At 63.8% G+C, this 20,038-nt stretch carries 17 protein-coding genes; 5 read left to right on the forward strand and 12 right to left on the reverse strand.

The features are described 5' to 3' along the window. Positions 1-18: 18 nt before the first annotated feature. Positions 19-1,098 carry a bifunctional DNA-binding transcriptional regulator/O6-methylguanine-DNA methyltransferase Ada gene (ada, locus tag PQU96_RS06655; RefSeq protein ID WP_272771491.1) on the reverse strand — a complete coding sequence of 360 codons (1,080 nt, stop codon included), beginning with the start codon at positions 1,096-1,098 and terminating at the stop codon, positions 19-21. 152 nt (positions 1,099-1,250) lie between these two features. On the opposite strand from ada, the gene PQU96_RS06660 reads away from it, so the two are divergent. Then, positions 1,251-1,997: a DNA-3-methyladenine glycosylase family protein gene (locus tag PQU96_RS06660; protein ID WP_272771492.1), complete on the forward strand. Its 747-nt coding sequence runs from the start codon at positions 1,251-1,253 to the stop codon at positions 1,995-1,997. Positions 1,998-2,075: 78 nt separating this feature from the next. Here the strand turns inward: PQU96_RS06660 and pnp are convergent, their stop codons facing one another. From pnp to rimP, 7 genes are all read right to left on the reverse strand, one after another. Beyond that, positions 2,076-4,220, reverse strand: a complete 2,145-nt coding sequence (pnp, locus tag PQU96_RS06665; protein WP_272771493.1) for a polyribonucleotide nucleotidyltransferase — start codon at positions 4,218-4,220, stop codon at positions 2,076-2,078. Between the two features lie 164 nt (positions 4,221-4,384). Then, positions 4,385-4,654: a 30S ribosomal protein S15 gene (rpsO, locus tag PQU96_RS06670; protein WP_047967077.1), complete on the reverse strand. Its 270-nt coding sequence runs from the start codon at positions 4,652-4,654 to the stop codon at positions 4,385-4,387. 75 nt (positions 4,655-4,729) lie between these two features. Further along, a complete protein-coding gene (truB, locus tag PQU96_RS06675) occupies positions 4,730-5,653 on the reverse strand; it encodes a tRNA pseudouridine(55) synthase TruB (protein ID WP_272771494.1) in 924 nt (307 codons plus the stop codon). Then, a complete protein-coding gene (gene rbfA, locus PQU96_RS06680) occupies positions 5,650-6,111 on the reverse strand; it encodes a 30S ribosome-binding factor RbfA (protein WP_272771495.1) in 462 nt (153 codons plus the stop codon). Before rbfA ends, truB begins: the two co-directional genes overlap by 4 nt. A gap of 179 nt (positions 6,112-6,290) precedes the next feature. Then, the gene (infB, locus tag PQU96_RS06685; RefSeq protein ID WP_272771496.1) at positions 6,291-9,236 is read right to left on the reverse strand and encodes a translation initiation factor IF-2; all 2,946 of its coding nucleotides are present in this window, start codon (positions 9,234-9,236) and stop codon (positions 6,291-6,293) included. A gap of 36 nt (positions 9,237-9,272) precedes the next feature. Next, entirely contained in the window at positions 9,273-10,751 is a 1,479-nt protein-coding gene (gene nusA / locus PQU96_RS06690) for a transcription termination factor NusA (RefSeq protein ID WP_272771497.1), read from the reverse strand. A 54-nt stretch (positions 10,752-10,805) separates the two neighbouring features. Then, positions 10,806-11,234: a ribosome maturation factor RimP gene (gene rimP / locus PQU96_RS06695; RefSeq protein WP_047967078.1), complete on the reverse strand. Its 429-nt coding sequence runs from the start codon at positions 11,232-11,234 to the stop codon at positions 10,806-10,808. Between the two features lie 276 nt (positions 11,235-11,510). Here rimP and PQU96_RS06700 point away from each other — a divergent pair, with 276 nt between their 5' ends. The 4 genes from PQU96_RS06700 (at position 11,511) to dapE (ending at position 15,919) form a co-directional block, all read left to right on the forward strand. Beyond that, a complete protein-coding gene (locus tag PQU96_RS06700) occupies positions 11,511-13,169 on the forward strand; it encodes a long-chain-fatty-acid--CoA ligase (RefSeq protein WP_272771499.1) in 1,659 nt (552 codons plus the stop codon). A gap of 128 nt (positions 13,170-13,297) precedes the next feature. Next, a complete protein-coding gene (locus PQU96_RS06705; protein WP_272771500.1) occupies positions 13,298-14,419 on the forward strand; it encodes a PilT/PilU family type 4a pilus ATPase in 1,122 nt (373 codons plus the stop codon). 25 nt (positions 14,420-14,444) lie between these two features. Continuing rightward, entirely contained in the window at positions 14,445-14,795 is a 351-nt protein-coding gene (locus PQU96_RS06710) for an ArsC family reductase (protein ID WP_272771501.1), read from the forward strand. Beyond that, a complete protein-coding gene (gene dapE / locus PQU96_RS06715) occupies positions 14,792-15,919 on the forward strand; it encodes a succinyl-diaminopimelate desuccinylase (protein WP_272771502.1) in 1,128 nt (375 codons plus the stop codon). The genes PQU96_RS06710 and dapE overlap by 4 nt, the downstream gene beginning before the upstream one ends. Before the next feature lie 63 nt (positions 15,920-15,982). Here the strand turns inward: dapE and recR are convergent, their stop codons facing one another. The 4 genes from recR to mltB all read right to left on the reverse strand — a co-directional run bounded on the left by recR (position 15,983) and on the right by mltB (position 20,003). Continuing rightward, complete coding sequence (gene recR, locus PQU96_RS06720; protein ID WP_272771503.1) at positions 15,983-16,582, reverse strand: recombination mediator RecR; 600 nt, start codon at positions 16,580-16,582, stop codon at positions 15,983-15,985. Between the two features lie 75 nt (positions 16,583-16,657). After that, positions 16,658-16,996, reverse strand: coding sequence for a YbaB/EbfC family nucleoid-associated protein (locus PQU96_RS06725; protein WP_047967065.1), 339 nt, complete (start codon positions 16,994-16,996; stop codon positions 16,658-16,660). Between the two features lie 4 nt (positions 16,997-17,000). After that, positions 17,001-18,956: a DNA polymerase III subunit gamma/tau gene (gene dnaX / locus PQU96_RS06730; protein ID WP_272771504.1), complete on the reverse strand. Its 1,956-nt coding sequence runs from the start codon at positions 18,954-18,956 to the stop codon at positions 17,001-17,003. Positions 18,957-18,986: 30 nt separating this feature from the next. Continuing rightward, positions 18,987-20,003: a lytic murein transglycosylase B gene (gene mltB / locus PQU96_RS06735; RefSeq protein ID WP_272771506.1), complete on the reverse strand. Its 1,017-nt coding sequence runs from the start codon at positions 20,001-20,003 to the stop codon at positions 18,987-18,989. Between the last annotated feature and the right edge of the window lie 35 nt (positions 20,004-20,038).

The following is a 20,038-nucleotide window of genomic DNA, read 5'->3' on the forward strand; positions in this document are numbered from 1 at the left end:
GTTTGCAAACGTCAGCGCTCACGGCTTGGCCTCGCGCGCCAGCAGCGCCTGCTTGCGCGCCACGCCCCAGCGGTAGCCGGACAGGCTGCCGTCGGTGCGCACCACGCGGTGGCAGGGGATCGCCACCGCCAGCACGTTGGCCGCACAGGCACCGGCCACCGCGCGCACCGCCTGTGGCGCGCCGATACGCCGCGCGATATCGCGGTAGCTGGCGGTCTCGCCGGGCGGAATCTCGCGCAGCGCCTGCCACACCCGCTGCTGGAAGGCGGTGCCGCGCACGTCCAGTGGCAGGTCCAGCCCCAGCGCCGGCGCCTCGACGAAGCCGACCACCGTCGCCACCAGCCGCTCGAAATCGGCGTCGCCTCCGATCAGCTCGGCGCGCGGGAAGCGGTCCTGCAGCTCGTGCAGCAGCGGCTCGGCGTCGTCGCCCAGCGAGATCGCGCACACGCCGCGTTCGCTCTGCGCCACCAGAATCGCGCCCAGCGTGCACTGCCCAATGGCGAAGCGGATCACCGTGCGTGCGCCGCCGGCACGGTAGTCACCGGGCGTCATGCCCAGCACCGCGTCCGCCTGCGCATAGAAGCGGCTGTTGGCGTTGAAACCGGCGTCGAAGATCGCCGCCGTCACCGTGTCGTGCTGCTGCAGGCCGTTGCGCACCCGCTCGGCGCGGCGCGCGGCGGCGTAGGCCTTGGGCGTCAGCCCGGTGTGCAGCTTGAATAGCCGATGGAAGTAATAGCGGCTGAGGCCGACCGCTGCGGCCAACGTGGCCAGGTCCGGTAGCGTGTCCGCACTGTCGATCAGGCGGCAGGCGGCGACGACCTTCTGCGCGTGCTGCTGTGCCAGCGGCGGCTGGTCCGGCTTGCAGCGCCGGCACGGACGGAAACCGGCGCGTTCGGCGTCGGCGCAGCTGTCGTGAAAGCGCACGTTCTCGGGGCGCGCCTGCCGGGCCGCGCACGACGGCCGGCAGTAGACGCCGGTGCTCTGCACCGAGTAGCAGAAGCGGCCGTCGGCGCCCGCATCGCGTGCCAGCACCGCCGCCCAGCGCGGGTCGCTTTCCGTTGCCGCCGCCAAGGCGCGGCGTTTTGCTGTCGCGGTCATGATCATTTCCTTTTGCACTCGTCAGCCACCGTATGAGCCTACTGTAGCCAACGCGGCGGCGCCCGGCATCCCGCCGCTTGCTGCCGAATTCGCCTATTTTGCGACAGCGGCGTCCCTTGCGACAGAGCGGCGCAAGAAACAGGATGCGGCCGGTGCGGCACGGGGTTAGCGTGTCCTGTCTGCCACCCTTCACCCTGCCAGCCATGTCTAGCCTGCCGCAAGATCCCTATCCCGATCCCTACCACGCCGCCAGCCGGCATCTGGCCGCCATCGACGCCGACTGGGCGCAGCTGGTGGCCACGGTCGGCCACTGCCGGCTGCAGCCCAAGCCGGCGCGCGAGCCGTACGAGGCGCTGCTGCGCGCCGTCGCCTACCAGCAACTGCACGTGCGCGCCGGCGATGCCATGCTGGCGCGGCTGCTGGCCTGCCAGCCGCAGCAGGCTTTCCCGACGCCGGCGCAACTGCTGGCGCTGGACGCCGGGCAATTGCGCGGCTGCGGCTTTTCGGGGCGCAAGGCCGCCACCATCCACGCCATCGCTGCCGCCACACTGGACGGCCGCGTGCCATCGCGGCAGGAGGCGGCGCAGCTATCCGACGACGCGCTGATCGAACGGCTGGTGACCCTGCCGGGTATCGGCCGCTGGACGGTGGAGATGCTGCTACTCTACACGCTGGCACGGCCGGACATCCTGCCGGTCGATGACTTCGGCGTGCGCGAGGGCTACCGTTTCCTGAAAGCGCTGCCGGCGCTGCCCGGCCGCCGCGAACTGCTGGCCGCCACCGCCGCCTGCAGCCCCTACCGCAGCGTCGCGACCTGGTATCTGTGGCAGGTGCCGAGCCTCGCCGACTACCAGCCGCGACCGGGCAAGCGCCGCGCAGCGGCGGCCGGCACCGGCTGACGCAAAGGTTGGCCGCAATAAAAAACCGCCTGTCCGGCAAGCCGGACAGGCGGTTTGTTCATGCGCTAGCGAACGGGATCAGGCGCCGGTTTTCAGGCCGAAAGCCGCGTCGCCGCTGGGAGCCGCCGCCGGATTGTCCAGCAGTGCCTTGATCGACAGACGCACGCGACCGCGGTCGTCCATCTCGATCGCTTTCACTTTCACGATCTGGCCTTCCTGCAGGTAGTCGGCCACGTTCTTGATGCGCTCGTGGGCGATCTGGGAGATGTGCACCAGACCATCCTTGCCCGGCATGATGGACACGATGGCGCCGACGTTGTTGTCGAGGATCTTCACTACCGGACCTTCGTACACCTTGCCCACTTCCACTTCGGCAGTGATCTCTTCGATGCGCTGCTTGGCGGCTTCCGCGCTCTCGGTCGAAACCGAAGCGATGGTGATGGTGCCGTCTTCGCCGATGTTGATCTCGCAACCGGTGTCCTTGGTGATGGCGCGGATGGTTTCGCCGCCCTTGCCGATCACTTCGCGGATTTTCTCCGGGTTGATCTTCATCACGTACAGGCGTGGCGCGTGGTTCGACAGCTCTTGCGGGCCTTCGATCGCCTCTTTCATGTGACCGAGAATGTGAACGCGACCTTCCTTGGCCTGTTCCAGCGCGATCTGCATGATTTCCTTGGTGATGCCCTGGATCTTGATGTCCATCTGCAGCGCGGTGATGCCTGCGGCAGTACCGGCCACCTTGAAGTCCATGTCGCCCAGGTGATCTTCGTCACCCAGAATGTCGGTCAGCACCGCGAAGCGGTTGCCTTCCAGGATCAGACCCATGGCGATACCGGCCACGTGCGCCTTCAACGGTACACCGGCGGACAGCAGCGACAGGCAGCCGCCGCACACGGAAGCCATCGACGAGGAGCCGTTGGATTCGGTGATTTCCGACACGATACGCATGGTGTAGCCGAAGTCGGCTTCCGATGGCAGCACCTGTGCCAGTGCGCGCTTGGCCAGACGGCCGTGGCCGATTTCGCGGCGCTTCGGCGGGCCCATGCGGCCGGCTTCACCGGTGGAGTACGGCGGGAAGTTGTAGTGCAGCATGAAGCGGTCGGTGTACTCACCGGCCAGCGCGTCGATGATCTGCTCGTCACGCTTGGTGCCCAGCGTGGTGGTCACGATAGCCTGGGTTTCACCACGGGTGAACAGCGCGGAGCCGTGTACACGCGGCAGCACGCCGGTGCGGATGGCGATCGGACGCACGGTGCGGGTGTCGCGACCGTCGATACGCGGCTCGCCGGCCAGGATCTGGCCACGCACGATTTCGGCTTCCAGCGACTTGAAGATGCCCTTGATCTCGTTGGCCACCAGGGTGTCGGTGTCTTCGGTGATCAGCGCGCTCTTCACCGCGCTCCAGGCCGCGCCCAGTGCTTCGGAGCGGGCGCCCTTCTGGCGGATGCGGAAGGCGTTGGCGATCATTTCGCCGGAGATGTCGCGGATCTTGGCGATCAGCTCGTCGTTCTGGGCCGGGGCTTCCCAGTCCCACATTACCGGATTCACTTCATCGGCGAATTCGTTGATGGCGTTGATCGCGGCCTGCATCTGCTCGTGGCCGAACACCACGCCGCCCAGCATCACGGCTTCGGACAGCTCGCGGGCTTCGGATTCCACCATCAGTACCGCGCGCTGGGTACCAGCCACCACCAGATCCATTTCCGAGGTTTCCAGCTCGGTCTTGGTCGGGTTCAGGATGTACTCGCCGTTGGCGTAACCGACGCGGGCGGCACCGATCGGGCCGTTGAACGGCAGGCCGGAGATGGCCAGCGCAGCGGAGGCACCGATCATCGCCGGAATGTCGGAATCCACTTCCGGGTTCAGCGACATCACGGTGGCCACGATCTGCACGTCGTGGTAGAAGCCATCCGGGAACAGCGGACGGATCGGACGGTCGATCAGGCGGCTGGTCAGGATTTCCTTCTCGGACTGCTTGCCTTCACGCTTGAAGAAGCCGCCCGGGATCTTGCCGGCAGCGTAGGTACGCTCCAGGTAGTCCACGGTCAGCGGGAAGAAGTCCTGACCCGGCTTGACGTTCTTGGAGCCGACAACCGATACCAGTACCACGGTATCTTCAACGGTAACGACTACGGCGCCGGAGGCCTGACGGGCCACTTCGCCGGTTTCCAGGGTCACGGTGTGGCGACCGAACTGGAACGATTTGCTAACTTTATTAAACACGTGAGGTTTCCTTTGACTTAAGGAATAGAACTTGCAACGGGAACCCCTAGCAATCAACACCGTAACCGATACCGATTCCTAGAGGCTCCCCCCGTTGACTCAATAAGATACTGCAGAAACGAAAAAGTCGCAGACAGGCTGCGACTTTTCCGAATTTAAACCGATTACTTACGCAGACCCAGACGAGCGATCAGAGCGCGGTAGCCAGCGACGTCGGTGCGCTTGAGGTAGTCAAGCAGGCGACGACGGGAGCTAACCAGTTTCAGCAGGCCGCGACGGCTGTGATGATCCTTGGTGTTCGCTTTGAAGTGCGGGGTCAGATCGTTGATACGAGCGGTCAGCAGGGCTACCTGAACTTCGGTAGAACCGGTGTCGCCTTCCTGGCGCTGGTAGTCTTTAACGATCTGTGCTTTTTGAGCGGCGGTCATTGCCATAATAATAAACTCCGATATCGGTTTAGGGTGTTGCCACCCGACAAGTGTTGCGAGCCGAAACCCATCCACACTTCACTATTCGGTTGCCGGAGCAACCATCACCCGTACCGGTTGAAGCAAACCGTCTTCCGTTGCCTCCGCCAGTCCGAGAAACTCGCGTGTTTGCGCGTGGTAAACACGAAAGCGCTGCATTGTCGCACAGTTTTCGGCCCCGCGCACGGCTTGGCCGTGACAAAAGCGGCGCGCGTCTTCTGCGGCCAACGTTTGCTCGGGGAAATGCGACACCAGGATATCCACCGGCAGCAGCAGGCCGTCGCGCGCCTCGCGCGGCAAGGCTTCGATCGCTTCCAGCGTATGCGCCTCCTCCAGCCGGAAGCCGCCGGTGGTGGTGCGGCGCAGGCCGGTGAGGTGCGCGCCGCAGCCGAGGCGCTCGCCCACGTCCTGTGCCAGGGTGCGGATATAGGTACCCTTGCTGCACAGCACCTCGATCACCGCGGTATCGACGCCGTCAAAGGACAGCAGCTTGATCTCATGGATGGTGACCTCGCGCCCGGCCCGCTCGATCTCGATGCCCTCGCGCGCATACTCGTACAGCGGCCGCCCCTGGAATTTCAGCGCCGAATACATCGGCGGCACCTGGGTGATCACGCCGCAGAATGCGGCCAACGTTTGCTCCAGCGCTGCGCGGTCAAACGCCACCGGCCGCTCGACGACCACCTCGCCCTCGATATCACCGGTGGTGGTGACCTGGCCGAACTTGACGGTGGCGCGGTAGCCCTTGTCGGCATCCAGCAGATAGGACGAGAACTTGGTCGCCTCCCCGAAGCACACCGGCAGCAGGCCGGTCGCCAGCGGATCGAGCACGCCGGTATGGCCGGCCTTGGCCGCGCTGTACAGCCAGCGCGCCTTTTGCAGGGCACCGTTGGAGCTGACGTCGTAAGGCTTGTCCAGCAGCAGCACGCCGTTGATCGGCAGTTTCACCCGACGTGGTGCGCTCATGCCTTGTCGCCAGCCTCGTCGTCCGCATCATCCGCGTCGTCAAGCGGCTCGTCGCCCTCGGCTTCGTCCGCGTCGCTGTCGGTGCCCTGGGCCACCGTCACCGCCGTGCCGTTGACCTCATCGATCAGGCGGCTCATGTACACACCACGCTCGATGGAGTCGTCGTAGATGAAGTGCAGCTGCGGCGTGGTGAAAATCTGCAGCACCTTGCCGATGCCGTTGCGCAGGTAACCGGCGGCGCTTTCCAGCGCTTCCTGGGTGATCTCGCGCTTGCCCTCTTCCATCACCGTGTAGAACACCTTGGCGTGGGAGTAGTCGCGGGTCACGTCCACCGCAGTGATGGTGACCCAGCCGACGCGCGGGTCCTTCAGACCCTTGCGGATCAGTTCGGCCAGCTCGCGCTGGATTTGCTCGGCGATGCGGTCCGAGCGGGAGAAACCTTTTTTGGCTTTGGCCATGATTGCAAACACCTATTGGGCCACGAACACCACGAAAGAACACGAAGCCGCTGCACCCTTGCGGACAAAGCACAGCAAGCTGTTCGTGTGTTTTCGTGGGTTTCGTGGCAGATAAAACTCAAAAAGGCGGGGCAAGGCCGGCCTTGCGGCCAACCTTGCTCCCGCCCCTAACCACCGTCTTACAGTGTACGAGCCACTTCGACGATTTCGAATACTTCCAGCTGATCGCCTTCCTGGATGTCGTTGAAGTTTTTCAGCATCAGGCCACACTCGTAACCCTGACGCACTTCCTTGACGTCGTCCTTGAAGCGCTTGAGCGAGTCGAGTTCGCCGGTGTGCACCACCACGTTGTGACGGATGAGACGCACGTTGGCCGAACGCTTGATGATACCGTCGGTAACCATACAACCGGCGATATTGCCCACCTTGGACACCGAGATAACCTGACGAATCTCGACGGTACCCAGTATCTGCTCCTTCTTCTCCGGAGCGAGCATGCCGGACATGGCCGCCTTCACGTCGTCCACCACATCGTAAATGATGTTGTAGTAACGGATCTCGACGCCTTCGCTCTCCGCCAGCTTGCGGGCGGCGGCATCGGCACGGGCGTTAAAGCCCACCACGATGGCCTTGGACGCGATCGCCAGGTTGATGTCGGATTCGGAAATGCCGCCCACACCGGAGTGCAGGATGTTGACGCGCACTTCGTCGGTCGACAGTTTCTGCAGACTGTGTGCCAGCGCTTCGTAGGAACCCTGCACGTCGGCCTTGATGATCAGCGACATGCTCTGCACTTCGCCTTCCGCCATCTGGGCAAACATGTTTTCCAGCTTGGCCGCCTGCTGCTTGGCCAGACGCACGTCACGGTACTTGCCGGCACGGAACAGCGCGATTTCGCGCGCCTTGCGCTCGTCGGTCAGTACCATCGCATCTTCACCAGCGGACGGCACGTCGGACAGACCCAGGATTTCCACCGGAATCGATGGACCGGCTTCGTCGATCTGCTTGCCGTTCTCGTCGATCATGGCGCGAACGCGACCGAAGGCGGTACCGGCCAGAATCACGTCGCCCTTCTTCAGGGTACCGGACTGCACCAGCAGCGTGGACACCGGGCCGCGGCCCTTGTCCAGACGCGCTTCGACGATCACACCCTTGGCTGGCGCATTGACCGGCGAGGTCAGTTCCAGCACTTCGGCTTGCAGCAGGATGCTTTCCAGCAGCGAGTCGATGCCCTGACCGGTTTTTGCCGACACTTCGACAAACATGGTGTCGCCACCCCAGTCTTCCGGCACCACTTCGTGGGCAACCAGTTCCTGACGCAGACGCTCGACGTTGGCCTCTGGCTTATCGATCTTGTTCACGGCCACCACGATCGGCACGCCGGCCGCTTTGGCGTGGTGAATCGCTTCGATCGTTTGCGGCATCACGCCGTCGTCGGCAGCAACCACCAGAATCACGATGTCGGTCGCCTTGGCACCACGAGCACGCATCGCGGTAAACGCTTCGTGACCCGGGGTATCGAGGAAGGTCACCACACCGCGCGGCGTTTCCACGTGGTAGGCACCGATGTGCTGGGTAATGCCGCCGGCTTCGCCGGAGGCTACCTTGGCGCGACGGATGTAGTCGAGCAAGGAGGTCTTACCGTGGTCGACGTGACCCATCACGGTCACTACCGGCGGACGCGGCAGCGCCTCGGCGGCTTCGGCCACTTCATCCTTGTCCAGGTACGCTTCCGGATCGTCCGCCTGGGCGGCCTTGCCGACGTGGCCCATTTCTTCCACGATGATCAGCGCGGTTTCCTGGTCCAGCACCTGGTTGATGGTCACCATCATGCCCATCTTCATCAGCACCTTGATCACCTCAGCAGCCTTGACTGCCATCTTGTGAGCGAGGTCGCCAACGGTGATGGTTTCCGGCACCAGCACTTCGTGCACGATAGGCTCGGTCGGCGCCTGGAACGCGTGGGCGTTGTTGCTGTTCTTGTGCTTGCCACCCTTGCGGCTCTTCCAGTCATTGCTGGCATCACCACCGCGGGTCTTCAGGCCTTTGCCTTTTTTGCCGTCATTCCAGTCACGGCCACCGGCACCACCTTTTTTCGCCGGACCACGACGGGCATCACCGGCCGGCGCCGGAGCGGCGGCAGGAGCACCAGCCGGCGCCGGACGTGCAGGCGCCGCACCAGCTGCCGGGCGGGCACCCGCACCGGCAGGACGGCCTGCGCCACCCTGACCCGGACGCTGACCTGCAGCACCGGCAGGACGCTGACCACCTTGCGGACGGGCACCGTCGGTACGGGCGCCGTCACGACCGCCAGCAGCAGGCTGCATGCGCGGCTGGGTTGGCTTGGCAGAGCGTGGCATGTCTTCGGTACGTGCAGCAGGTTTGGCTTCCACCGGAGCCGGCTTGGCGACCGGTGCCGGCGCTGCGGCTTCCAGACGGGCGGCGGTACGGCGGGCTTCACGCTCCTGCTTTTCACGCATCAGCGCTTGCTGACGGGCGCGGAATTCGGCCTGACGAGCTTCTTCCGCTGCGCGGGAGGCCAGTTCGGCCTCGGACAGGATCGATGCCGGACGGCTGAGCGTCGGCTGTTTCACCGGTGCTGCCGGCGTTTCCGCTGCGGCAGGCTTGGCTTCCGCCTTGGTTTCCGGCGCTTTTTCGGCTGGCTTGTCGGCCTTGACGGCAACCGGCTTGGCTTCCGCCGGTTTGGCTTCGACCGGCTTCGCCGCTTCCACCTTGACCGGCTCGGCAACGACTACCGGCTCCGGCTTGGCTTCTACCACCGGTGCGGCAACGGCTACCGGCTCGGCTACCACAGGGGCAGCAACGGCTTTCGGCGCCTCGTCTTCCGGACGCACGAACACGCGCTTCTTACGGGTTTCCACCTTCACCGTGCTACCCGTTGCGCTCTGCACTTCGGAAGTCTGCTTGCGGGTCAGGGTGACCTGATTCGCATCGCGGGCACCGTGCGACGTTTTCAGGAAGTCCAGCAAACGCTTCTTGTCACCCTCGGTCAGGGTTTCTTCCAGGCCGCGCTTGGCGACACCAGCCTTGTTCAACTGCTCAACGAGCCTTTCAGGAGAAAGGCCAAGCTCACTGGCAAACTGCTTAATATTTGTCAAAACCATGCGTATTCCTAATTCCTCTAGCAATCGTTCCGGGCCTTACTGGTCAAACCAGTGCTCACGAGCCTTCATAATCAAGGCGCGGGCAGCCTCGGACTCCATGCCGGTCATGTCGACCAGATCGTCAACGGCGAGATCGGCCAGGTCGTCACGGTTAGTCACGCCGTTTTCGGCCAGCTTGCGCAAGAGCTCGGCATCCAGACCTTCCAGATCCTTGAGCTCGTCGGCCACTTCTTCCACTTTTTCTTCCGAGGCAATGGCCAGGGTCAGGATGGCATCGCGGGCCCGGCTGCGCAGTTCATTCACCAGCGCATCGTCGAAACCTTCGATTTCCAGCATTTCCGCCACTGGCACATACGCCACTTCTTCCAGCGTAGCAAAACCTTCCTGCACCAGCAGGTTGGCCATGTCTTCATCGACACCAAGATGCTGAATGAAGTGCTCACGCAGCTTGGCATCTTCTTCCAGATGCTTTTCTTCCGCTTCGGTCACGGTCAGGATGTTCAGTCCCCAGCCGGTCAGTTCGGCAGCCAGCTTCACGTTCTGGCCGCTGCGGCCGATGGCCAGTGCCAGCTGTTCTTCCTCGACCACCACGTCCATATTGTGGTTGTCTTCGTCGATCATGATGCGGTTGACTTCGGCAGGCGACAGCGCGTTGATGACGAACTGGGCAGGGTCCGGCGACCACAGCACGATGTCGATGCGCTCGCCGGCCAGCTCCTGGGTCACCGCCTGCACGCGCGAACCGCGCATGCCGATGCAGGTGCCTTGCGGATCCAGACGCGGATCGTTGGACTTCACCGCCATCTTGGCGCGCAGGCCAGGATCACGTGCAGCTTCCTTGATCTCCAGTGTGCCTTCCTCGATTTCCGGCACTTCCAGCTCGAACAGCTGCACCAGGAATTCGCGGGCGGTACGCGACAGGATCAGCTGCGGACCACGGCCCTGACGGTCGACACGCATCAGGTAGGCCTTGACGCGGTCACCGACACGCAGGTTTTCCTTGGGGATCATCTGGTCACGCGGCAGCACCGCTTCCAGACGACCGCACTCGACGATGGCATTGCCGCGTTCGATACGCTTGATGGTACCGACCACGATGCTCTCGCGACGCTGCAGGAATTCGTTCAGCAGCTGTTCACGCTCGGCGTCGCGGATTTTCTGCAGGATGACCTGTTTGGCGGCCTGGGCACCGATACGGCCGAACTCGACCGCTTCCATCGGTTCTTCGATCACGCCGTGCAGCTCGATGGACGGATCACGCTCGCGCGCCTCTTCCAGGCTCAGCTCGCGGTCTTCGAATTCCAGCGCTTCGGCATCGACCACGGTCCAGCGGCGGAAAGTATGGTACTGGCCGGTGTGGCGATCGATCTCGACACGGATATCCAGCTCGTCTTCATTGAACTTCTTTTTGGTCGCCGAGGCCAGGGCCAGTTCCAGCGCACCGAACACCACTTCACGGCTGACGTTCTTTTCACTTGCCAGTGCATCCACCAGCAACAAGATTTCACGACTCATCCAACCCTCCGAATTTTTTCTTTACCTTATATATGCGGCCAACATCCTGCCCGATCAGAACTCAGGCTCCAGCCTGGCTTTGTCGATATTGGACAGGGGAATGGCCACAATGCGACCATCTTCGAGCTGAAGCTGCAAAACGCTGTCCTGGATGCCCGCGATACGGCCCATGAAGCGTTTCTGCTGCTCGACCGGCAAACGGGTTCTTACCTTGGCCAGGCTCCCCTGGAAGCGCACATAGTCCGCCTCCTTCTTCAAGGGGCGATCAAGGCCCGGCGAGGACACTTCCAGTCGGTCATAGTCGATGTTTTCAACCATGAACAGGCGTGTCAGGTGATTACTGGTGCTGACACAATCCTCGACCGTAATACCGCCTGGTTTGTCGATGAATACGCGGAAACCACCACCGGGGGTCAATTCAAAATCAACCAGTTCATACCCCAGACCGGGCAGCGTATTCTCAAGCAGCAAACGTACATCCATGGGCATTCGATTCCAGAAATGAAAAATGGGCGAACCGCCCATCCCTTAAAATGGCGCGATTATACCTGATTTCACGATAGATGAAAACCAATGCGCCAAGTACATGCCGGTGCCCTCGCTTTGCACTGGCGGCGACATCCTGTACATTTGTATCGATTCCAAACAACTGTTTGGAATGCAGCTTTGGATAATGCTAAAAAATACAGATACAACACACCGCACCGAGGGGCTCGGCCGCGGCATCAAATAAACAGCACGATGGAGAAGCCACACGTTATGGAAAAGATCTGGCTAAAAAACTACCAAGCCGGCGTTGCCCATGAGATAGACATCGACGAATTCCAGTCGGTGGTCGAGGTTTTCGAACGCAGCGTCAACAAGTTCCGCGACCGACCCGCCATGGCCTGCATGGACAAGATGCTGAGCTACGGCGAGCTGGACACCCTGTCGGCCAATTTCGCCTCCTACCTGCAGAATACCCTGCAGCTGACCAAGGGCGCGCGCGTTGCCATCATGATGCCCAACCTGCTGCAGTATCCGGTGGCGGTGTTCGGCATCCTGCGTGCCGGCTGCACCGTGGTCAACGTCAACCCGCTGTACACCCCGCGCGAGCTGGAACACCAGCTGAAGGACGCCGGTGCCGAGACCATCGTCATTCTGGAGAACTTTGCCGGCGTTCTGGAGGACGTGATTGCGCGCACCCCGGTAAAAAACGTGGTGGTAGCCGCCATCGGCGACCTGCTTGGCTTCCCCAAGTCGCTGATCGTCAATTTCGTGGTGCGCAAGATCAAGAAGATGGTACCGCCATGGCAGCTGCCCGCCCACACCCGTTTCAACGATGCGCTGGCACTGGGCAGCAAGCAGCCACTGCGCAAGGTCGCCCTCGGCCACGACGACATCGCCTTCCTGCAGTACACCGGCGGCACTACCGGTGTCGCCAAGGGCGCGATGCTGCTGCACAAGAACATCGTCGCCAACATGCTGCAGGCCGGCGAATGGGTCAAACCAGCGGTACGCGAAGGCCAGGAAATCATCATCACCGCCTTGCCGCTGTACCACATCTTCTCGCTGACCGCGAACCTGATGGTGTTTACCGAGCTGGGCGCCCTCAACGTGCTGATCACCAATCCGCGCGACATTCCCGGCTTCATCAAGGAGCTGAAGAAGTACAAGGTCACCGCGATGACCGGCGTCAACACCCTGTTCAACGCGCTGCTCAACCATCCGGAGTTCAAGACCGTCGACTTCTCCACCTGGCGCCTGGCGCTGGGCGGCGGCATGGCCGTGCAGAAGGCGGTAGCGGACAAGTGGAAGCAGGTCACCGGCACGCCGCTGATCGAAGCCTACGGCCTGACCGAAACCAGCCCCGCCGCCTGCATCAACCCGCTGGACCTGAAGGAATACAACGGCACCATCGGCGTGCCGGTGCCCTCCACCGAGATCGAGCTGCGTGACAACGACGGCAAGCCGGTGGCGCGTGGCGAGGCTGGCGAGCTGTGCATCCGCGGCCCGCAGGTGATGAAAGGCTACTGGAACCGCCCGGACGAAACTGCCAAGGTCCTCGACAGCCAGGGCTTCCTCGCCACCGGCGACATTGCAGTGATCACCGACGACGGCTTCGTGAAGCTGGTCGACCGCAAGAAGGACATGATCCTGGTATCGGGCTTCAATGTTTATCCGAACGAGATCGAGGACGTGGTGGCCATGCACCCTGGAGTGCTGGAAGTGGCCTGCGTCGGCGTTCCCGACGACAAGTCCGGCGAGGTGGTCAAGGTCTTCGTGGTGCGCAAGGACATGGGCCTGAGCGAGAAGGACATCATCGAGTACTGCAAGACCAACCTGACCGGCTACAAGGTGCCCAAGGCGGTCGAGTTCCGCAACGAGCTGCCGAAAACCAACGTCGGCAAGATCCTGCGCCGCGCACTGCGCGCCTGACGTCCCCACGCCCGTCACCGACAAACCCGCCGCCTGGCGGGTTTTTTCATGGCCGGACTCTCTACAGCCGGCTACCATTCGGGCTAGACTAGCGCCACCCGAGGCGACCAAGAAGGCAACCTGCAACCATGCTCATGCTTCCGTTCCTGAAACTGATGGCCGACAAGAAGGCCAGCGACCTGTTTTTCAGCTGCGGCGCCCCACCGCAGATCAAGATCGACGGCCACACCCTGCCGGTCAACGACAAGCCGCTGAGCGCGGACAACGTGCAGCGCCTCGCCCACAGCCTGATGAGTCCGGAGCAGATCGACGAATTCGAACGCGAGCTGGAGATGAACTTCGGCACCGCGGTGGACGAGCTGGGCAACTACCGCGTCAACATCTTCCGCCAGCGCGGCAGCATCGGCATCGTCATCCGCTACATCGCACCGAAGATCCCGTCGCTGGGTCAGCTCAACCTGCCGGAAACGCTGAAGGAGCTGACCTCGCTCAAGCGCGGCCTGATCTTTGTCGTCGGCGCCACCGGCTCCGGCAAGAGCTCGACGGTGGCGGCGATGATCGAACAGCGCAACCAGACGCAGACCGGTCACATCCTGACGGTGGAAGACCCGATCGAGTTCATCTTCGAACACAAGCGCTCACTGGTAAACCAGCGCGAAATCGGCGTCGACACCCACAGCTACCACAACGCGCTGAAGAGCGCGATGCGCGAGGCGCCGGACGTGCTGATGATCGGCGAGATCCGCGACGCCGAAACGCTGACCCACGCCATCAACTACGCGCAATCCGGCCACCTGTGCATCTCCACCCTGCACGGCAACAACAGCTATCACGCGCTGAACCGCATCATCAGCTTCTTCCCGCTGGAAAACCGCAACGCGCTGCTGATGGACCTGTCGGCCGCGCTGAAGGCCGTGGTCTCGCAGCGCCTGATCCCCGCCAAGGACGGCAAACGCCGACCGGCGCTGGAAGTCCTGATCAACACCACCCACATTGCCGACCTGATCCGCAACGGCGAGATCGACAAGATCAAGGAGGCGATCGAGGCCAGCATGACCGAGGGCGCGCAGACCTTCGAGCAGTCGCTGTTCCGCCTGTACAAGGACGGTCTGATCTCGCTGGAAGAAGCGCTGCACAACGCCGACTCGCCGACCAACCTGTACTGGCTGATCAACCACGACAACAGCAAGCCGGAAGACAGCAAGCCGGACGACGGCGAAAGCTTTGCCGGCTTTACCCTATCCCACTGAACCACAGCCGACGATTACACCCACCATGATTACCCTTTACGGCATTCCCAACTGCGACACCGTCAAAAAAGCCCGCCAATGGCTCAGCGCGCAGGGCATCGACTACGCCTTCCACGACTTCAAGAAACAGGGCATCGCCGCCGACAAGCTGGCGCAATGGATAGACAGCCTCGGCCTCGAACACGTGATCAACCGCAAGGGCACCACTTGGCGCGCGCTCAGCGACGCCGAGAAAGCACTAGCGACCATCCCGGCCAGCGCCATCGACCTGCTGATCTGCAAGCCGTCGCTGATCAAACGCCCGGTGCTGGAGCATGACGGCAAGCTGCGCCTCGGCTTCAAGGAAGCCGACTACCAGGAGGCATTCGGCAAATGAGTACAACCCTGGAACTGACCCAAACCCTGATCGCCCTGGACTCGATCACCCCGCGCGACGAAGGCTGTCAGGAGCTGATGATTGCGCGCCTGGAAGACCTCGGCTTCACCATCGAGCGCATGCCCTTCGGCGACGTCAGCAACTTCTGGGCGCATCGCGGCCACGGCGCGCCGCTACTGTGCTTTGCCGGCCACACCGACGTGGTGCCCACCGGCCCGGTCGACCAGTGGGACAGCCACCCGTTCCAGCCGGTAATCCGCAACGGCCACCTGTTCGGGCGCGGCGCGGCCGACATGAAGGCGTCGCTGGCCGCCTTCATCACCGCCAGTGAGCGCTTTGTCGCGGCCAACCCGCAGCACAAGGGCACCATCGCCTTCCTGATCACCTCCGACGAGGAAGGCATCGCCACCGACGGCACCGTGCGCGTGGTGGATGCGCTGGAGGCACGCGGCGACACGATCGACTACTGCATCGTCGGCGAGCCGACCTCGTCGCAGCGTTTCGGCGACACCATCAAGAACGGCCGCCGCGGCTCGCTGTCCGGCCACCTGATCGTGCACGGCATCCAGGGCCACATCGCCTACCCGCAGCTGGCCAAGAACCCGGTACACCTGGCGGCGCCGGCACTGGCGGCGCTGGCGGCCGAGGTGTGGGATCACGGCAACGAGTACTTCCCGCCGACCAGCTGGCAGATTTCCAACATCCACGCCGGCACCGGCGCCACCAACATCATCCCCGGCAGCTGCGACATCAAGTTCAACTTCCGCTTCTCCACCGAACACACCGCCGAGACGCTGAAGGACCGCGTGCACCAGATCCTGGACCAGCACGGCCTGGCCTACGAGCTACACTGGCTGCTGTCCGGCAACCCGTTCCTGACCGCGCCCGGCGCGCTGACCGACGCCATCAGCAGCGCGATCCACGAGGTTGCCGGCGTGGAGCCGGAGCTGAACACCACAGGCGGCACCTCGGACGGCCGCTTCATCAAGCGCATCGCGCGCGAGCTGGTGGAGTTCGGCCCGATCAACGCCAGCATCCACAAGCTGAACGAGTGCGTCAGCGTCGACGACATCGAGCCGCTGTCCCAGGTGTACGAGAAAACCCTGCACAAGCTGCTGGGCTGAGTACAAGGTTGGCCGCAAAAAAAGCCGCCCGGATCGGGCGGCTTTTTCATGGCCGACAGGCGCTCAACTCAACGTGCGCCGCTCGTACATCGCCTGCGCCAGCGTCCCCGGGTCGACATACTCCAGCTCGCCGCCAACCGGCATGCCGCGCGCGATGCGCGTCACCTTCAGCCCCTGCGCCTTCAGCATTTCCGCGATCAGGTGTGCGGTGACCTCGCCTTCGGCAGTGAAGTTGGTGGCCACGATCACCTCCTCCACCACGCCGTCGCAGGCGCGCGCGATCAGCCGTTCCAGGTCGATATCCCTGGGGCCGACCCCGTCCATCGGCGACAGCCGCCCCATCAGCACGAAATAGAGACCGTCGTAGCAGCGGGTCTGCTCCAGCATCAGCAAATCGGCCGGCATCTCCACCACGCACAGCACCTCCTGGCGGCGCTTGTCGTCGGCGCAGACATTGCACAACGGCGTCTCGCTGAAGGTGTGGCAGCGCTCGCAGTGGCGCAGATTGAGCAGCGCCCGATCCAGCGCCCGCGCCAGCTTGTCGGCGCCGGCCTTGTCGCGTTGCAGCAGATGAAAGGCCATGCGCTGTGCCGACTTGGGGCCGACGCCGGGCAGCACCTTCAGCGCGGCGATCAGTTGATCGAGGGACGGGGGATTTTTCATGACGTAACCTGTGGATCACAAAAAAGGTTGGCCGCAAGCGCACGCGGCTTGCGGCCAACCTTGGTCAGACCTGAATCAGAACGGCAGCTTCATGCCGGCCGGCAGGTTCATGCCGGCGGTGAAACCGGACATGCGCTCCTGCGACAGTGCGTCGGCCTTGCGGCTGGCGTCGTTAAACGCCGCAGCGATCAGGTCTTCCAGCATTTCCTTGTCTTCCTTGGCATCGTCCAGCAGGCTGTCGTCGATGCTGACGCGCTTCACGTCGTGGTTGCAGGTCATCACCACCTTGACCAGACCGGCGCCGGACTGGCCCTCGATCTCGACCTTGGCCAGTTCTTCCTGCGCCTTTTTCATGTTTTCCTGCATTTGCTGGGCCTGTTTCATCAGACCCGCGATTCCGGCTTTACCAAACATCGTCTTACTCCTGAACGGGTTGTATCGTCTCGGCCAGCAAGGTCGCGCCCATTTCCTGCACGAGTTGCTGTACCACCTTATCGTTTTGCATGATCAGCCTGGCCTCGGCCAGCTGCTCGCGCTTGAAGCGGGCGTCCCGCATCGCCGGGGTTTCCACATCCAGCGTCTCGATCGACACGCTGATCTGCACCGCACGGCCCAGGTGCTCGCCCAGCACCGTGCGCAGTTTTTCCTGAAAATCGCGGCCCGCCATATTGCGGAAGGCCTCCGGCACCGCGAGGTGGAACACCTCGCCATCCCACAGCTTCAGCGCCGCGTTCTGCGCCAGCATGCGCGCGGCGCCCATCCGGGCACCCAACTGGCCGATCAGCGCCGACCAGTCGCCATCGAAGGCGACGACCGCCGGCGGTGCCGGCGCGGCATCGGCCTCCGCCTGCAGCAGCGCGTACTCAGCCAGCTCGCCGTCGGCGTCGCCGGCTGCCGGCAGCTCGACCATCTCGTCGTCGGTCGTATCGGCCGCGTCAACCTCGTCGACCACCGTCACCGTTGGCGCAGTCGTAACGACTGCTACCGCAGGCGCTGCCACCGGTGCATCGTGCCACGGCGCGAGATCGGCCGGAGCCACGGGCGCGATGTCAGCCGCCGGTGCGACGGCAAGCGCCGCCGCGGGGGCGGGCTCGGGTTCCGTTTCTGCCGCCGGCAGCGGCTCCGCGGCGGCGGCGGGCGTCGCCACCGGCTTGCCGCCGATATTGGCCAGCAGCGCGCGCGCCGGCGACACCGCCGCCGTTGCCGGTGCAAGGTTGGCCGCAAGCTGTGGCGCGCCCGGCATCGGGCGGTTATGTACAGCGGCACGCGGCACCACCTCGGAGCCACCTTGCGCCGGATGGAAGGCCAACATGCGCAACATGGTCATGCTGAAGCCGGCGTGTTCGTCCGGTGCCAGCGCCAGGTCGCGACGGCCATGCAGTGCGATCTGGTAGTAAAGCTGTACGTCCTCGGCACCGATGCGCGGTGCCAGCGCGAACAGCGCGTCGCGCTCCGGCTCGTCGGCAGCGATGGCAGCCGGAACCGTCTGCGCCAGCGCCAGCTGATGCAACAGCATTGCCAGCTCCGCCAGCGCGCTGTCGAAACCGATGCCGCGTGCGGCCAACGTTTCCACTTCCTGCATCAGGCGCGCGCCGTCGGCGTCGGCCAGCGCCTCCAGCAGGGCAAACAGGTAGCGCTGGTCGACCGCACCCAGCATCGCACGCACGCCGTCTTCGCGCACGTCGCCGACACCGTAGGCGATGGCCTGATCCAGCAGCGACAGCGCGTCGCGCATCGAGCCGGCGGCGGCACGGCCGAGCAGCGCCAGCGCCGGTGCCTCGAAGCTCACGCCCTCGGTCTCCAGCACGTGCGCCAGATGGCCGGCCACCTGCTGCGGCGTCATGTTGCGCAGGCTGAACTGCAGGCAGCGCGACAGCACCGTGACCGGCACCTTCTGCGGATCGGTGGTGGCGAGGATGAACTTGACGTGCGCCGGTGGCTCTTCCAGCGTCTTCAGCATCGCGTTGAAGGCACTCTTGGACAGCATGTGCACTTCGTCGATGATGTAGACCTTGAAGCGGCCCATGGTCGGCGTGTACTGCGCGTTTTCCAGTACTTCGCGAATGTTGTCGATGCCGGTATTGGACGCGGCGTCGATCTCCAGCAGGTCGACAAAGCGGCCGGCGTCAATCTGGGTGCAGGCCTGGCACACGCCGCACGGCTCGGCGGTGGTGCCGGTCTCGCAGTTCAGGCTCTTGGCCAGGATACGGGCGATGGTGGTCTTGCCCACGCCGCGGGTACCGGTCAGCAGGTAGGCGTGGTGCAGGCGCGATTCTTTCAGCGCATTGCTGAGCGCACGCACCACGTGCTCCTGGCCGACCAGATCGGCGAAGCGTTTGGGGCGCCATTTGCGGGCGAGAACTTGATAGGTCATGGCGGGCGATTCTAGCAGTTTGCGCCCGGTTCAGGGAGCAGGCGTCACGGCAAAACGCGCCGCCAGGTAGCGGTTGCGGATTTCCTGCGCCAGCTCGTGCGCCACCATCGCGTACAACGTGCTCTTGTTGTAGCGGGTGATGGTGTAGAAATTGTTGAGCCCCAGCCAGTAGCGCATCTCGCCCGGCGCCACTTCCAGCGCGAACAGCACCGCCCTGGCATCGTCACGCACCGGCGCCAGCGGCGTCACCCCCATCGCGCGCAGCTCGGCCACGCTGTAGTGCAGGTTGAATTTGTCGGCCAGCAGCTTGTCCAGCGCCTCGCCCGGCGCCACCTCGGCCGGCACCACCACGTCGTCGCCGCCCAGCCAGCCGTGCAGCCGGAAGTAGTGGCCGACGCTGCCGATGGCGTCAACGCGGTTGTTCCAGATGTCGCGATGGCCGTCGCCGTCGAAATCCACCGCCCACTTGCGGAAGCTGGACGGCATGAACTGCGGCAGGCCCATCGCCCCGGCGTAGCTGCCCTTCAGTGACAAGGCGTTGACGTTCTCGCTGCGCGCCAGCAGTAGCAGCTCGGTCAGCTCGTCGCGGAAAAACGCGGCGCGGCGCGGGTAGTCGAAGGCCAGCGTGGACAGCGCATCGGCGAGGCGGAAGCTGCCGGTGTTGGCGCCGTAGCGGGTCTCGATGCCGATGATGGCGACGATCATTTCCGGCGCGACGTGGTATTGCTGCTCGGCGCGGCGCAGCGCGTCCTCGTTGGCCTGCCAGAACGCCACGCCCTCGCCCATCAGCCGCTCGCTGTAGAAACTGGGGCGGAACTGGTACCACGGCCGCGCGGTGGACGGCCGGTCCATGATGCTGATGATGTTGGGTTTGAGTTCGACATTGGCGAACACCGCCTCCAGCTCCGGTCGCGTCAGCGCACCGGCGGCGACCTGTTCGTCGATGTAGCGCTGCACGTCCGGGCGCGCCAGAAAGGCGGCATCGGCACGGGCCAGCGCGGCGCACAGCGCCAGCAGGGACAACAGCATCTTGGGCAGAAAAGACATGGCGGATCCGTCAAAAGGTTGGCCGCACCGCGGCC

This window comes from Vogesella margarita (assembly GCF_028548475.1).
Classification (GTDB): Bacteria; Pseudomonadota; Gammaproteobacteria; order Burkholderiales; family Chromobacteriaceae; genus Vogesella; species Vogesella margarita.